At 50.2% G+C, this 14,860-nt stretch carries 10 protein-coding genes; 4 read left to right on the top strand and 6 right to left on the bottom strand.

Annotated features, from left to right (window positions below):
• Positions 1-8 precede the first annotated feature (8 nt).
• Genes A3848_RS03840 through A3848_RS03855 form a run of 4 tightly spaced genes read right to left on the bottom strand, consistent with a single transcriptional unit; the run spans position 9 to position 4,806 of the window.
• Entirely contained in the window at positions 9-443 is a 435-nt protein-coding gene (locus A3848_RS03840) for a hypothetical protein (RefSeq protein ID WP_074083611.1), read from the bottom strand.
• Between the two features lie 45 nt (positions 444-488).
• A complete protein-coding gene (locus tag A3848_RS03845; protein WP_074083612.1) occupies positions 489-2,501 on the bottom strand; it encodes an alpha-amylase family glycosyl hydrolase in 2,013 nt (670 codons plus the stop codon).
• A gap of 2 nt (positions 2,502-2,503) precedes the next feature.
• Positions 2,504-3,643 carry a DUF1611 domain-containing protein gene (locus A3848_RS03850; RefSeq protein WP_074083684.1) on the bottom strand — a complete coding sequence of 380 codons (1,140 nt, stop codon included), beginning with the start codon at positions 3,641-3,643 and terminating at the stop codon, positions 2,504-2,506.
• A 20-nt stretch (positions 3,644-3,663) separates the two neighbouring features.
• Positions 3,664-4,806 (bottom strand): DUF1611 domain-containing protein, encoded by a 1,143-nt coding sequence (locus A3848_RS03855; RefSeq protein WP_074083613.1) that lies wholly within the window; start codon positions 4,804-4,806, stop codon positions 3,664-3,666.
• Between the two features lie 199 nt (positions 4,807-5,005).
• Between A3848_RS03855 and A3848_RS03860 the strand changes: the two genes are divergently transcribed.
• From A3848_RS03860 to A3848_RS32110, 4 genes are all read left to right on the top strand, one after another.
• A complete protein-coding gene (locus A3848_RS03860) occupies positions 5,006-5,917 on the top strand; it encodes a LacI family DNA-binding transcriptional regulator (protein ID WP_074083614.1) in 912 nt (303 codons plus the stop codon).
• 49 nt (positions 5,918-5,966) lie between these two features.
• Positions 5,967-7,232, top strand: coding sequence for an MFS transporter (locus A3848_RS03865; protein ID WP_074083615.1), 1,266 nt, complete (start codon positions 5,967-5,969; stop codon positions 7,230-7,232).
• A 696-nt stretch (positions 7,233-7,928) separates the two neighbouring features.
• Positions 7,929-8,945, top strand: a complete 1,017-nt coding sequence (gene trpS / locus A3848_RS03870; RefSeq protein ID WP_074083616.1) for a tryptophan--tRNA ligase — start codon at positions 7,929-7,931, stop codon at positions 8,943-8,945.
• Positions 8,945-9,082 carry a hypothetical protein gene (locus tag A3848_RS32110; protein WP_167374612.1) on the top strand — a complete coding sequence of 46 codons (138 nt, stop codon included), beginning with the start codon at positions 8,945-8,947 and terminating at the stop codon, positions 9,080-9,082. Before trpS ends, A3848_RS32110 begins: the two co-directional genes overlap by 1 nt.
• Before the next feature lie 157 nt (positions 9,083-9,239).
• Here A3848_RS32110 and A3848_RS03875 read toward each other — a convergent pair whose 3' ends face one another.
• Positions 9,240-12,626, bottom strand: coding sequence for a GH36-type glycosyl hydrolase domain-containing protein (locus tag A3848_RS03875; protein WP_074083617.1), 3,387 nt, complete (start codon positions 12,624-12,626; stop codon positions 9,240-9,242).
• A 52-nt stretch (positions 12,627-12,678) separates the two neighbouring features.
• Positions 12,679-14,844 carry a glycoside hydrolase family 3 N-terminal domain-containing protein gene (locus A3848_RS03880; protein ID WP_074083618.1) on the bottom strand — a complete coding sequence of 722 codons (2,166 nt, stop codon included), beginning with the start codon at positions 14,842-14,844 and terminating at the stop codon, positions 12,679-12,681.
• Positions 14,845-14,860: the final 16 nt, after the last annotated feature.

Raw genomic sequence — 14,860 nt, forward strand, 5'->3', positions numbered from 1 at the left:
CGAATCTCTCAGTGTGCAATAAGTGAATAACCCGTGAAGAATTCCCACCATGTATTTTGCTCCAGCAGCGGTGGCGAGGAATGATCTCTTTGAAAAGAGAGCCAATCCACAGACTCGGTCATGAGGTCTTCAGAAATATATAAAATATTCGACCTCGAAATCGGTACAAACGTTTGCACTTTTTTGATAATCCCCAAATCTGCGTAATAGTAGCGGTTTCCCGGCCTGGGAATTTGCATGTCCAGCGCTTGTCCAAGCGGCCTATCCACCGGGAACAGAAACTGTGCAAATTTATTGTCGGCAGAGAGGGCGGTAAGGCGGACAGCCTGCTGCAGCTCATGCCATCCACTTTTAAAATGCCAGGCAATCATGCTCCTTGTATCTTCGCCCAGCGTAGTCTGGAAGACCAGACGCGCTCCATCAAACTGCAATCTCTCATTCATACGCAGCATCTCCTTTTGGGCAACTGGATGAATTCTTGGCGGCCATCACTCCTGCCACTCCACAATCATTTCGGATACACCCTCCGGAGGCGTATGCCAGCTATGGGCCACTCCCTGCTCCCACCGCACGATACCGGAATCACTTCTTAGCAGAAATTTGCATTCGATCCGGCAATCCGCTGGCAGACTAATGTCACAGTACCAGGTGGGGTACCGATAGACGATATGGTTATAGAATGGTCCTGCGGCCCTGTCCACTTCCCATGCTCCAAGCTCGTACACATTCCCTGTCACAAAGACATGTGAATCATATTCGGTGAGTATATTCTTGACCACCAGCCTTACCGTAACCAGCTTTCCTGTCCATACGGTCAGGTCTTCCGTCAGCAGAAACTCCGTCTCCCCGTTCCTCAGCCCTTGTATGTGATGTGTGCCCGCTGGTATCACCGGAACCTTAGCAACGATCCTATCGGATTTCCAGGAGATAACAGTTGCTGCATACCCGCCAACCGTCAGACTGCCTGTGTCACCCAAATATCTTCCCTGAATAATAAGCTCGCTTCCCGGCGCCGCCGCTTTAGGGTAGAAGTGCAAGGATGCTGGCTCCTCCGAATCAGACTCACACGTATAGACGTAAGCAGACCGCGGAGCCATCACCATATTCCGTATATCCCCTTCAGCCTCTGGAGACACTTCACAATCTGCGAACACGTCCCTCAGGATGCTGGAATACGTGCCTTGCGGAAGCGACGTCACCAGTGGCGGCAGAACATGTTCTCTCTCTTCCAGATTGAGCAGGACCAGAGCAACATTTCCCCTGTACCTACGCTCGAATGCCAGTACCTTGGAGTTCACATGTAGCAGCTCCGTACTACCATAACCAATCGCAAGGTTACGTGCCCTTAGACGATTAAGCTCCGCCAGAATCCGGTAGGCGGGTGTCTCCCTGCTGAAGGAGCTCATCATGGCACGGTTATGCGGGTCATCCCCGCCACTCATGTACTGCTCGGTTCCATAGTACACCACCGGCATGCCCGCGGAAGTCAACAGCAGTACAAGCGCCAGATCCGTAAGCGAAGGGTCCGAGTCCTGTGTAAACCGGCTCATATCATGATTATCCAGAAAAATAAGCTGGTCGAACAAATGCTTATAGCATCCAGATGATTCACAGAGCATATCAGCGAACGCTTCGAATCCCCTTAAGCCGTGAAAGCTCTCCCGCATCGAGTGAGTGAACATGAAATGCAGCAGGCTCATCCCGCTGTTATTGGCAAACGCAGCATTATCCTGCGATCTTCCATGTGCTTCCAGGAACCATTCCCCGAAGAGATAAGCCGGTTTTCTGGCATGAATGAATCCAGTGAATGAGGTTAGCCAGCCTGGAGGAATATGTTTGGCTGCGTCAATTCGGACCCCGTCGACTCCTTGATCCAGCCAGTAAGCAATGCCTTCGCGTAAAAGCTCATCTGCCTGCGGATTCATCTGATCCAGTCCGGCAAGGTCATACAGGTTACGATACAGCGAATCCTCGGCATTCAGGAAAGAAGTGCCCCCATTATGAAGGAACACACGCTCCATATCTCCCGAGTACGCAGCCACAAGTTCTCCAGCGCGGTACAATGCGCCATTCTCCATGTAAGCAGGCTGCAGTTCCAGTGCCGGGGATGTATGGTTGGGCGTAAAATCAATGATGACCTTCAGTCCATGCTCATGTGCAGTGTTCACCAGAGCTCTGAAGGTGTCCAGTGAACCAAAATACGGGTTGTGCCTAAGGAAATCTCTGGGCCAATAGCCATGATAGGAAGCCGTGCCTGCTTCATCGTCCATGCATACATGAATGTTCTCTGCCGGCTGTGAGATCAGAATCGCAGAGATGCCCATTCCCGTGAGATATCCGTCCCCAATCCTGGCGATAATTCCTTCCCAATCGCCGCCAAGATATTTCCGCGGATTGCTTGAATCGGCACTGAATAGCTCAGCCGGTGGACGGTTGCCAGGATTGCCTTCGCAGAATCGGTCGGTGATAATCTGATAGATGCATTCGCCCGGATTCAGCATATTTACATCCCTGAACCGGCCGAGACGGCATTCGCTGCTTCGAGCATGAGGTTCATGGTTTCTTCCGCCTGTTCGATAAAAAGTACATGAGTTTGGAATTTCAGTTCCAGTTCAAGCTTACGGGCGGTTCGTTGTTCCTGGGGATAAATCTCATATTGCCCGTAAGAGGTCTCCATCTTATCTGGAAGCAGTAGGGCAAGTGGCCGCCTGGAGTAGATTCTTAGTATTTCAATCGCATCGTGAATATGCTCGTCGTCATCATAACCGGCAATCAGTAGTACAAACTCCGGGTCAAAGGTCCGTAGCATCGCGTATCTCAGAGAGTTGAATGCAATATTCATAGTAGGAAGGATGGAGCTTTGCCCCGCCATGATGATCCACTCGCTCCCACTGCGCTGAGCCTGATGAATAACGGAATCTATATAATACGGATACTGCTGAAGCGGACGGTGTGCCAGAAATTTGAAGATATCCCCTTCGGGCTGCCGGAAGAGGAAGCCGGTGGGTTCCGTGATGAAGGCTGTCGCCGGAATGCCCCACGCCCGAAATTTCCGATAGAGATTCATTTGCACGGTAAACTTGCCGATGCATCCCCGGGTGGCAAAAATCCCAACCCTCTTAATCGTTCGGGGGCGGGAGAACATCAACGCCTCCTTCTCGAACTGTTCCAGATAGCGCTCGATATCCGTTTCGGACGTAGGGTAACGCTCGTCCATCTCTTGAATAAGATGCTCCCGTGGACTGTGAATCACGTCGATCTTTATTTGCTGCTCCGCCATCCAGTTCAGCGTATCCCGGTCATAGATTTCATGCACACTAACCACCTTTAAGCCCCGGTCTGAAGCGTACATGACCAATTCGCGCCATAACCCGGCCAAATCATGCTCGGCGAATACCCCCTTATTCCCGCCAAAGGTAGTACCCGGATCGTTCAAGATCAGAGTGTCCGCACCATTCAGTCCTTCTTCCATAGATCTATGAATGAGAATCCCCGCACGTTTCCCGTCTACCTGTTCTCCGGCATCTTGTCCGTCTTCCTGCACGAAGTCGATCACCGACACAATCTCCACGTCCAGCAGGTCACGAAAGCGAAGCAGACCCTGCGTTATTTTATTGAATGGATACAGCACGACTCTCTTCATATTCGCTGCCTCCGCCCGGTTCATAATCTGACAGTCTTCTTATACTGGGACAGCTTGGCGGCTAGTCTGCCAATGTCCAGCACGGATTCGACATGCTCGGCTTCAAAGCGGCTGCGGATCTCTGCCTTGCGTCGTTCGATTTCTTCAGGGGTCTTCCAGATGTATTCTCCAAAATCAACTTCGTATTTATCCGGGATCAGAATGGCGAAAGGTCGGCTGGCATTGCCGTATATGCGAAGAATATCGAGGCTGTCTCTGATCTGCTCATCATCATCATAACCTGCAATCAGGATCGTCAGATCCGGCCGGAAGGCCCGCAAATAAGAAACCTTGGTCGCTGCAATCACGAAGTTCTCATTCGGCAGCAGGGAACCTTGCCCTGACAAAAGTACATAATCACAGCCTTCACTCTCCGCCTCCCGGACAGCTGCATGAATGTAATACGGGTATTGATTCAGCGGCCTGCGGGCAATAAATTTCATAATATCCCCGCCCGGTTGGTTGAACAGTGAAGCTGTAGGCTCGGTTATAATCGCCTTGACCTTCTCACCTGCCTGTTTAAGTTCTCTGAATAATGACATTTGGGCAGTGAACTTTCCCAGGCAGCCTCTTGTTGCGAATATCCCTACCTTGCAAATATTGTGGTTATAAGCGGTTATCTGCGCGTCTACATCAAAATAAGATAGATAAGTGGCTACTTCATCACCAGGGGAAGGAAATACATATTCGGCTTGAAGCCGGTGCTCCAGACTTGTGGGGATTTGCGGCTCCACCTCAATGGTAATTCCATTCTTAAGTAGCCATTCCAGGGTGGGGCCGTCAATAATTTCATGCACGCTGATGATCCGCAGCTTTCGCTCATGGGCACGGATAACCAACATTCTCCACAGCTGAGTGAGATTATGCTCGCCGTATACGCTTTCGTTATTGCCAAATGAAGTTCCCGGATCATTCAGAATCAAGGTATCAGCAGCCTCAAGCACCTCTTCGATGTTGTCCGTAATCGGAATACCCGCCGCTCTGCCTGCAACCAGCTCTGCCGCATCTTTACCCTTATGCAGGACAAAATCGACAACCGCCACTATCCGGAAATCCGTCAAATCCCTGAATCTGACCATCCCTTGCGTGATCTTATTAAAGGGATACAACACCACATTGTCCATGCATAACCGCCTCCTATGATAGAGAAAATGATAGACAACAATCGATAGACTTAACCGATTAAGCTGATACTACAATATTTTACATATTATATCAATACAAAGAAATAAAAGTATTTTCATGACATTCCATATCCGGAATTGACTCGTGACCCGCTCTAATGTTAATCTTTAGAAAATTGAATGATAGGAGATTTGATTGTTGAAAAAAACGACTATGAAGGACATCGCCATCAGGGCCAACGTATCCGTTGCAACCGTTAGCTATGTGCTGAATCGTGTGGATAATCAGACTATTCCTGAGAAAACACGGCGCCAGATTATGCAGCTGGCCGAAGAACTTCGCTATATTCCGAATCTGGCAGCCCGCTCACTTGCGAACCAAAAAACCGGACTGGTAGGCGTATTGGTCTACAAATCCGAGCAAATGCCTTATTGGAAGCTTCATGCCCAGTTCGCCTTTATTCATGCCTTGGAGCAACGGCTTACAGCAGCCGGCTATCATACGCTGCTCTACTCACTGGATGAAGCTAACCCTTCGCTGGACATTATTGTCGAGCGCAAGCTGGAAGCCGTGTTTCTCATTGATGTGCTGGACGCATCCTTCTACTCGATCTCCAGACACTTTGTCGAGGGTATTCCCCTGATTCTGATTGACAGCATGATTGAAGATAAGCTGTTCAAGCAGGTGGTGTTCAATTACCGCTCGGCGCTTGAAGAGGCCCTGCCGGAGGATCTGTCGCAGGTCTGTTTGATTATGGAGAGCTTCAACAACTCGCTGCTAACCCGTTATATCCGCAGCAATGTTCCTCTGGCTGACGACGCGGTCTTTGAGATCCGCGAACTACAGGATTTGAACTCAGCAATGGATCACCACCGCTTCAAGCAGGCAATCGTGATCAATGAATTCATTGGCAGCCACGTCGAGAAGACAGGCGGCTTCGAGCACTTGACTGTAATCTGTACCTGTAATTCTCCGCAAATGCTGGGTGAAAGTGTGGAGAAGCTTCTCTTCCAAGGGGATAAGGCAGAAGTCGCATTTGAACTCATGCTTAAGCTTTTGCACGATTCCGACTACTCTGAGCAAGACAATAACTGCTATTTTATCGACTAATTTTTTTTGAGGATTAACTTAAACGCTTAAGTTGAAAGGGGAGAATACCATGTCCGATCCGGTTTTGGCTAGACAGGCGGTTACGGCTGCACCCACTTACCCGGGACTTTGGGCCAACAAAAAATTTCTACTACTGCTCTGTTCCTTTTCCATTTCCCTGTTTGGCAATACCTTTCACAGCATTGCTCTAAGTCTTTGGGTGCTCCAGACCACCGGCAGCGCCAAATTAATGGCTATATTGACGATCATTAACCTATTGCTGAGCTCACTGCTCGGGTCTATTGGAGGAACGTTCGCAGATCGGACCAACCGTAGAAGGATTATGCTGATTACAGATCTGATCAGTTGCATGCTGGTAATCGTGCTTGCCTTGGTCATCTCCGTCCCTTCCTCTTCCTTCATTATTGTGGCTGTGCTTACAGCGCTGACCACTGTGTCGGCCCTGTTCCAGTCTCCTGCCTACCAGTCTTCCATTATCACCGTTGTTGGCAAAGAGCATGTCCAGCAAGCGGTTGGAATGCTTAATCTGTCGGAGAACATTTGCCGGACGGTAGGCTTTTCGGCAGGAGGAATCTTTGTCGCAACCTTTGGTGCGTCAGATGCCATTTTATTCGATGGATTCACGTTTCTCGTCTCCTTCCTGCTCGTTCTTGCTGTCCGTTCCCTGCCGATGCCGACTCGCGTCAATCATGAGCCCCAAGAGAAGAAGAAATTTATTCAGGATCTTGGAGATGGGATGCGGTATATCTGGAAGTTTCCTTTTGCCAAGGCAGTCATCATCATGCTTCCGACGCTCACGCTATTCTTCATGCCTTCGCTGATGCTGACCCAGGTCATGGCCGTCAACGTATGGAAGTCCAGCCCGTTCCAGTTCGGACTCATGGAAGCCTGTATTCCGCTTGGTTATATGATTGGCTCAGGCCTGATAATGATACTCGGTTCCCGAATCAAACGGCGGGGTTTATTGATTATGATCAGTCTCCTCTGTCTAGGCCCAATGTACATCCTGTTATCTTTCATCCCTTCTGCAGCAATAGCTATTCCTGTCATTCTGTTGATTGGATTCATATTCTCGTTCTGCACACTGCTGATCAATACCGTTCTCCGGCTGGAAATTTCGGAAGAGCTTCAGGGCAGAGTCTTCGGCGTACTGGGGTCCGTTATGAGTGTAGCTCCGTCGATCGGTCTGACCATTGTCTCCTACCTTTCGGATCATTTCACTCCCGGTCCAGTCATGGGTTCCATTGGATTGCTGCTGCTCCTGTTCGCCTTATATGCTTCTACTAAGCTCAAGGTCATCCGGAGTTATAGATAAGGTGATATTGCGCCGATAGGAGGTGTTCTTTTTTCGTCTTGCCGCTCGCGCCGATTCGACCAGCGCACTTCGCTTTTTGTTTATTCCCTTTTCGCGTCTTCACTGATCGTTTTTCCCCTGGCGCTCTCATCATGACCTGGAGTCATTCCTGCCCATGAGCATAAGTGCCCATGAGTATAAGTGCCCAGACGTTGGGGAGCATATCATTTTGAGACAGCGCCTTTTTCATCTCTGCTTGACGAATCCAACTACCATAAGGTAATATTCCCCATATACAATAAACAACGCAGAAGAAGGGTAAGTAGACATTTCCCCAGTGGACTTGCAGAGAGCCGGTGGTTGCTGTGAACCGGTGTCCAGGATATGATCGAATGGCCTTTGGAGTTGCTTTTCCGAACCATCCTTAGAGGGTACAGTAGGGAAATGCCGGGAATCCCGCCGTTATCAGGGGAACGGTCTCGGGATGAGGGTTACAGCATCTCCGCACCGTATTGCGAAGACTGAAAGGTCTGCACCTTTAGTGCGGCTGAGCAGTCAATTAAGGTGGTACAACGACAACTTCGTCCTTATCGGACGGGGTTATTTTGTTTTTTAAGGGGGTGATGGCCATGGAGGATGGCTGGTGGTGGCGGCTCACAATTCAATTTCACAAGCTTCACAAATATGTATACAACCATTTTAGGAGGATGTTCACTGATGACAGAACGTGTATTGACTGGAGACCGGGTGACCGGAAAGCTCCACCTTGGCCATTATGCCGGCAGTCTGCAGAACCGGGTGCTCTTACAGGATCAGTATGAATCCTTGGTATTTCTGGCCGATGTACAGGCGCTGACCACCCATTTCGAACGGCAGGAACAGATTCGCACCAACATCCGTGAGATGACCCTGGACTATTTATCCGTAGGGATTGATCCTGAAAAGTCTACGATTTTCATTCAATCCATGATTCCCGAGATTGCTGAGCTCACCGTATACTTCTCGATGTTCGTATCCGTTAATACACTGCGCCACAATCCAACCATTAAGGCTGAATCCCAAGGACGTGGACTAGACGAGCTGTATTACGGATTTCTGGGGTACCCGGTTAGTCAGGCTGCTGATATTGCCATTTGCAAAGCAACGATTATTCCTGTTGGTGACGATCAGCTTCCGCATCTGGAGCTGGCCCGCAAGATTGTGCGACGGTTCAACGAGTTGTATCAGCCAATACTTGTAGAACCTCAGGCGATAATCAGCAATACTCCGAGACTTGTGGGTACAGACGGAAATGCTAAGATGAGTAAAAGTCTGGGCAATGCCATCGAACTTGATTCTTCTGCGGAGGATATCGCCTACAGAATAAAAAGAGCGGTCACAGACCCTGCCCGCGTGCATAAAAATGATCCCGGGCACCCGGAAATTTGCCCCATTTATGCTTATCATAGGGCTTTTGGGCCGGATCAGCTTACGGAAATACGCGAAGGCTGTGAACGTGGAACCATGGGATGCACGGCTTGCAAAGAACGCATCACATTGACATTGGAGAAGTTGATTGCACCCATGCGGGAGCGCCGGGCCTTTTACGCCTCACGGCCACACCTCGTGGATGATATTCTAATGACCGGAACGAAGTACACCCGGGGGATCGCCAGTGCGACGATGAAGGAAGTCCGTGAAGCGATGAGCCTTGATCATTTCAGCCTCTCCGCCATGGAAAGAGGGATGCTCTAATGCTGACTTTGCCGGAGCTGATTACCCATGAGACTCCTATCCTTAGAACCCAGGATGCGGAGCAATACTTCGATCTCGCAAAAGCGGCACCTACTCTTATCGTTCGGCTGAATCGTATCCTTGCATTCATTGATTGAGAAGCAGTCCCCTTCTTCAATCAGAAAGATGATTGATGGTATGAAACATATCAATCCATATATTTAAAATAAGCGGCCAGTGATTACTTGGTATCCTGTTTGGAATACCCGTATCACTGACCGCTTTTTCAACTGAATTGCTACTGTTCAATAAAGCTTACATATAAATGTCCACTACCGTGCCTTCTGAACTGCGCAGCCGGTCCAAATCAGCCCGCTTGATCCGCAGTCCGCCTAAGCGGTATGGATTCGCCAGCCGTTCAGCCGGAACTTCCTGTCCATTTACCTTAACATAAGTCAGTTCACCTTGTGAGCAATGGTAGACAAACGTGGCTGGTTTGCCGCCGTAGTCGAAGTCCAAACGGGTACCATCCAATTCATCCGGCAATACAGGATCAATGATCAGATCGCCGCCATCTTCGCGGATGCCCAGTACGTTCGAGATCAGCTGATTCATGTAGATCCCAGGACCGCTGGAGTAGATTCTCCATCCGCCTTTGACTGGAACCGAACCGTCACGCAGCTCTGCAAAACGCTCCTGCGCTTCATACCGGTTGGAGAATTTTCCGTCCGAGCTGCTGAAATAGGAGTTGCTCTGACGCAGTTCCGCATTTGGCACCGCATCGCGGATGCCAATCGGGTTAATGACGGCCAATCCTTTCCATACCTGATCCCGTTTGCCGATCTTCGCCATCGCCTCAACAAAACGGATATGCGCATGCACATACTGCAGACCAATCTCGCGGCCGAAATTCGCCGCTTGCTCCGCCCGTTTGAAATGGAGACTGACACCACCCGCATATTGAGCCGGATGATTCATGAGACGCACGCCGTCAGGACACAAGAATTGCTCCTGAATCAGCTTGTAATGCTCCTCCATCTGCTCCGGAGTCAGCAGCTCACCAATCATGCTTCTGGTCATCGGCAGCAGCCGGTACTGGATACCGGTCTCCTTGTCTTCGGGATGCAGCAGCAGCTTGGCATGGGCAGGATCTTCGAAGTAAAGGAAGCCCGGGATCACATCAGTTCCCAGCATATAGCGGTTGAAGTCACCTTTGATTCCTGCCGCCAGTTCCTTCAGCTCCCCGGACCATGCACGATCGGCTTCCTCCAATACGCCCGACAGTCCAAGAACCGTCTGATACGTTAATGCGACTGTCCAGCTGCTGACCATGTATTGCTTCAGCTGAGCATTGGCCGGCTGCAAGGTGTCATCCCAATCCCCGTCACCATAGGAGGAGAGGAACGTATCATGCAGGAAGTTCGTTTTGATATAATTCAGTTCCTTGACCGCATGTTCCCGCAGGGAAGCCGTTCCTTCTGTAAAGTCAAAATGGTGTCTGCGGGTGTACGGAAGCTGCACATCCAGAACTTCGTAATCCCGGGTCGCCCGCAGATAATCGCCAAGCACCTTCAGCGGCCAGACAATAATATCCCCGTGGCTCTCCTCCTGCTGAATATGCGTATACTTATCGAACATGAACCATTGCGGCCAGCTGCCGTCATCCTCATACTGATGGGCGAACACGGTAAGCAGGATTTCTCGAACCTGTTCATACTTATGGGTAGCCAGGAAATATTCTACCGGACCTTGACAGACATCGCGGGTTCCCCATGCAGCGCCGCCATATTGTTCCAGACCGTGAGGTACGGAATAATGAACCAGCATGTTATGGGTATACCACCAGGCCAGTGCATTTACCTTGAACAACTCACCTTCGGTACCCCCCTTCTCTGTCAGCTTGAACCCATTCATGACTCCTGACAAAAACTCGCGGTACCGGTCAACCTCGGCCTTAACCGAAGTGGAGCTAAGTGGACGCGCCTTGCCATCCAGCAGTCCCTGTAGAGTTAAGGTCCATTCAGCACTCTCTTGCAGCTCCATCACCACAAGGGATGCACTGCCTTGAACCCGGCCTTCTACCAGGAAGGACTCATCGCCCAACTCGTAAGCCGCACCGTCCAGATGCATCCGGTAGGCCAGTTCAGGGTACACCTTCGCGCTTGTACCTGACTTCGCAGCCCGGAAGGTCAGCGTTCCATCTGCCGCATCCTGAGACATTTCATAGGGAACCTCATATTCAGCCACATTCATGGTAATCTGGTTCGTGATCAGGAAACGGTAAGCGATACCGCCAGCAGAACGGACATGCAGTCTAACCTCCGGTTCATCCATAGTGGTGTAATTAGTAATCACCAGGGTATCCGTGGCCGTTTTATAATACCAGCGTACATAGTTAAAACCGATTTCGAACAGCGAAGGCATCGTTAGCAGATGATATTGACCTTCGGAAAAGACATAAATACGTTGCCCCGAGGTCTTGTAGACGTTTAATGCGCTGCGGGGATTGGACATCATTTTATTAAAATTGGTATTGCCGACGACCACCTGGGAATTGAAAATACCATACATATAGGAGGTTGTAGTCATTACCTCAGGATTCAGCCGGGCATTATCACCGCTCATTAGGATCTGTCCATGCGGACGCTCGACAAGCAGCTCCTTATCCTTGAGCACCACATGCTCGTAGCCGTCAGTAAAGAAAGCCAGCAGTTTTCCATCCTCACGTTCCTCCTGGAACTTATGAGGGAACAGCTTATCGAGTTCGCCCCCTGTCAAAGGAAGTGTCTGCAATGGTTCACCGATCTGTGGTTTAACCGATACCTGATTCAGCCACTCCCCATTTGCAGAGACGCTTCCCAAAGACTGTATTTGCTGCCAGGCCTCTTGGACTGCCTCTTCATACTCAAGCTCCGTAATTGCAGCCGGATGATCTTCCCGGAACAGTCCATAGAACGTAAACCGCGCTTCCCCATCCATCTGAACTTTTGCGGATTGCAGCGCCGTGTGAGCAAATTCATACTGATAAATCTCATTGGCAAGCTTGTCCTGGGACAATGCCTCCGGCTGATTGGTTTCCTTGTAGGATAAGCCGAAGAATTGAAAGCCGTCGGTCGAATATCCCGTAGCACCTTCAAGCAAACCCTGCTGAAGATAAGGGAACTTTCCGTCCTGCGGCTGGTTCTGGCGGGAGCATACAACATACCCATTCTCTTTGCTTTCAAATACGGCATGATCGATGTATTGGGACAGATAAGCCTCATTGCTTGTAACAGCTCCAGGAGACGCAATACCCACATCCTGAGTATAGATCACGTCCAGAAGAACGCCGCTGCCTTCAATGGAGACATCCCAGAACCAGACACCCAGATCTGTCATGGAAAAGACTACCTGATAACGTATAGCATCTTCTACTCCTGGTCCGGCCTGCTCTGCTGGAATATCGCCTTGCCATATCAAGCGGTCGCCGTCCTTGCGGAAACGGCTGGCTGATTTCACACCAAGCAGCGGAAATGCCTGAATTCCGTTCGAAGTATGAAGCCTTGCATATAGATTGCCCAGTGCACCGTCGACACTGCTCGACAGGAGCTGATTAATCATCATTTTGCCGCCTAGAGCCTGGTAAAGATCACCACTCTCCAGAAATGTAAAGGCTAAATTACCCTTTTGTAACGATAGCCTGGTACTAGATTCAATTGTCATTTCATTTCACTTCCTTATCTGATTAGGTATGAGGGCGCTAATGATATACATATTATACCAATCGAAACATTGCGGATTGAGTGTCACGACTGCTGGCGCCGACATATACAGTGAATCGGCCGGGATCACTGGTATAGGACAAATCACTGTGGTGATAGCAAAGCTGGGATTCCTCGATGTGGAAAACAACCTCTCTGCTCTCTCCCGGAGACAGCTGCACCTGTCTGAAATCCTTAAGCTCTTTAACCGGACGCACAGTCTCACCGGACATATCACGGATGTAGAGCTGAACGGTCTCCGTACCGGCTTGGCTGCCGGTATTCGTGACGGTCACCTTGGCTTCCAGTGGACGGGTTGCTGTCATGGTATCCGAGGACAGGGAGAAATCCGCGTAGGCAAAAGTTGTATAACTTAGGCCAAAACCGAACGGCAGCAGCGGTTCATTAGGAATATCAATATATTGAGAAATATAACGGTTGTCTGTTTCTTCCTCCGGTTTCGGCCGGCCGGTACTATAAGCATTGTAGTATACAGGAATTTGTCCAACAGAATAAGGGAAGGACATAGACAATCTTCCGGAAGGGTTCACTTTGCCGTACAGAATATCCGCCAGCGCCGCCCCGCCTTCACTGCCTGGGAACCAGGCTTCCAGCACCGCATCTGCCACATCAAAGATTCCGTGCAGATCAAGCGGACGCCCGTTGAAAAGAACAACAGCCAGCGGTTTCCCAAGCTTCTTCATCTCGCGGACCAGCTCAAGCTGAGCTTCCGGAAGCCGGATATCACTGCGGCTGCCCCCCTCTCCGCTCATGTCCGAGGCTTCGCCAAGAGCCAGTACAATAACCTCGGCTGCCGACGCAGCATCCAGCGCTTCAGCAAGATCAGACTCTGAGAGAGTATCGATACCGCATCCCTTCGCAATTACCACATTGCCGGGATCACCGCTTACCTTCTGCATGGACTCACCAAGCTTCACCGCAGTTTCCTTAGACCCTGTCCAGGACCACCAGCCAAGAATATCACCGCTGTCAGCGAACGGACCAATCAAGGCAACCCGCTGGTCAGCCTGAAGCGGCAGAACATTTTCATTCTTGAGCAATACACTCGACTTCTCCGCCAGTCTCTGGGAGACCTGACGGTGCTCCTGACTGAACACAATTTGCTGTTCCAGCTCAGGGTCAGCTCCGCGCATAGGGTTCTCGAACAAGCCCAGCTTCTCCTTCAGCTTCAGAATCCGCAGTACGGCTTCGTCAATCATTGCTTCGTCGACAAGCCCTTCAGCCACAAGCTCCGGTAAATGATTCACATAACTTGTAGTCATCATATCAATATCGACACCGCTGTGAATCGCCTTGAAAGCAGCTTCTTTGTCATCTTCCGCTGCACCATGGGCAATAACTTCCTTAATCGCCGCCCAATCGGAGATCACAACCCCGTCGAATCCCCATTCGTCACGCAGCAGACCGCGCATTAATCTCTGGTTAGCTGTTGCCGGAATGCCATTTACGATATTAAAAGAAGTCATAACTATCTCAGCGCCTGCATCGATGGCCGCTTTGTAGGCCGGCAGATAATATTCACGCAGCTGACGCTCCGAGAGATCCACAGTGTTATAATCACGGCCGCCTTCGGCCAGTCCGTATGCTGCAAAGTGCTTCACACATGCCGCTACACGGGACTTGTCGTCCTTAAGATTGTCTCCTTGGAAACCTTGGACAAACGCCTTCCCAAACTCAGCATTCAGATAGGTATCTTCCCCGGTAGATTCCATCACACGGCCCCAGCGGGCGTCACGAACCAAATCAACCATCGGGGCAAACGTCACATGCAGACCGGATACGGCTGCCTCACGTGCAGCAATCTCAGCACTTTGTTCAGCAAGCTTAAGATCCCAGGAACAGCCGATCGCCAGCGGAATGGGGAATATCGTTTTGAAGCCATGGACAATATCCGCCATGAACAGCAGTGGAATACCCAATCTGTTGCCGGCCAGGTGCCCCTTCTGGACAGCCATCATTTTCTCCGCACCAGCAATACCAAGTACAGAACCGGCAGCCCGTTTGGTGTTGGAATCAATTCCGAGCTCTTCCATAGGGCCGGTAATCTCTGAATCATCACCGGGTTCATCATAAAAAGGAGCTGCCAGCTGAAGCAGTTGGGCTATCTTCTCTTCAAGGGTCATATGTTGCACATATTTGTTATACAGATGTTCAGTCATAGCTGCCTACCCCCCA

The organism is Paenibacillus sp. P32E (assembly GCF_001909085.1).
Taxonomy (GTDB): domain Bacteria; phylum Bacillota; class Bacilli; order Paenibacillales; family Paenibacillaceae; genus Paenibacillus_AQ; species Paenibacillus_AQ helianthi.

What these genes read in the sequence shown, in the direction of transcription:
- A3848_RS03840 (WP_074083611.1), bottom strand. Translation starts at nt 443, where the DNA reads ATGAATGAGAGATTGCAGTTTGATGGAGCGCGTCTGGTCTTCCAGACT.
- A3848_RS03845 (WP_074083612.1), bottom strand. Translation starts at nt 2,501, where the DNA reads ATGCTGAATCCGGGCGAATGCATCTATCAGATTATCACCGACCGATTC.
- A3848_RS03850 (WP_074083684.1), bottom strand. Translation starts at nt 3,643, where the DNA reads ATGAAGAGAGTCGTGCTGTATCCATTCAATAAAATAACGCAGGGTCTG.
- A3848_RS03855 (WP_074083613.1), bottom strand. Translation starts at nt 4,806, where the DNA reads ATGGACAATGTGGTGTTGTATCCCTTTAATAAGATCACGCAAGGGATG.
- A3848_RS03865 (WP_074083615.1), top strand. Translation starts at nt 5,967, where the DNA reads ATGTCCGATCCGGTTTTGGCTAGACAGGCGGTTACGGCTGCACCCACT.
- trpS (WP_074083616.1), top strand. Translation starts at nt 7,929, where the DNA reads ATGACAGAACGTGTATTGACTGGAGACCGGGTGACCGGAAAGCTCCAC.
- A3848_RS32110 (WP_167374612.1), top strand. Translation starts at nt 8,945, where the DNA reads ATGCTGACTTTGCCGGAGCTGATTACCCATGAGACTCCTATCCTTAGA.
- A3848_RS03875 (WP_074083617.1), bottom strand. Translation starts at nt 12,626, where the DNA reads ATGACAATTGAATCTAGTACCAGGCTATCGTTACAAAAGGGTAATTTA.
- A3848_RS03880 (WP_074083618.1), bottom strand. Translation starts at nt 14,844, where the DNA reads ATGACTGAACATCTGTATAACAAATATGTGCAACATATGACCCTTGAA.